Genomic DNA, 670 nt, shown 5'->3' with positions numbered 1-670 from the left:
CGTCAAAATCGAGGTCATCCGCTACCGGCGTCACGGTTTTATCTGTAGCCTGTGGCGCCGAAATCTGATCACCGGTATGCAGAATACGCTCCGGTAGTGGTACCGGCCCGCTTAGCGTCAGTGGTCCGTTTGCACCAGGTGCGTCAAGTGCACTAGATTTCACCAGGATGGCGCTTAATCAGGAAAAATACCTCGATGACTTTACATGGAAAGAACTGAACGACGTTATCAACTTCATACGCAAAGCAGAAGGTAGTGCATCTGACCACAGCTATGCACTCCAGTTACTGGAGATTAATTTCAAGGCAAACCCACTGGATCTCATCTATCACCCTGACTGCTGGTTCAATGATGAAGCATTGTTTCATGCCCGGCTGACTACCGAAGAAATTGGTGGCTACTTAATGAAAAAATCAGGTCGATGGCTCAACGATGCACCGGATATCCAACTGGTGTATGCCATCCCCCAGGATGTTTATGATTAACCAAGTCACCATTTACCATAATCCCTTAATTGTACGCACCGCTAAAACGGCCTCAGGACGTTTCTGACGGGAAACCGGTAAAACAGGCAACAAACCACCCGAAAACCCGCCAGAAACGCGCAGGCTCTGTTTTTACGGCATGCATGAGTATGCGCGCAAGTGCATAGCGCGGAAATTCACGCCAT

The 670-nt window shown here is 49.1% G+C and carries 1 pseudogene; it reads left to right on the top strand.

Features of this window, described 5'->3' with window-relative positions:
• Positions 1–143: 143 nt before the first annotated feature.
• Positions 144–485 (top strand): annotated as a pseudogene (locus MKS11_RS27480) (hypothetical protein); the annotation flags it as partial.
• Positions 486–670 lie beyond the last annotated feature (185 nt).

It is taken from the genome of Klebsiella sp. K5-45, from assembly GCF_030128605.1.
Classification (GTDB): domain Bacteria; phylum Pseudomonadota; class Gammaproteobacteria; order Enterobacterales; family Enterobacteriaceae; genus Klebsiella; species Klebsiella quasipneumoniae.
The sequence above is the reverse complement of the archived record's forward strand: the minus strand, read 5'-3'. Positions and strand labels throughout refer to the sequence as shown.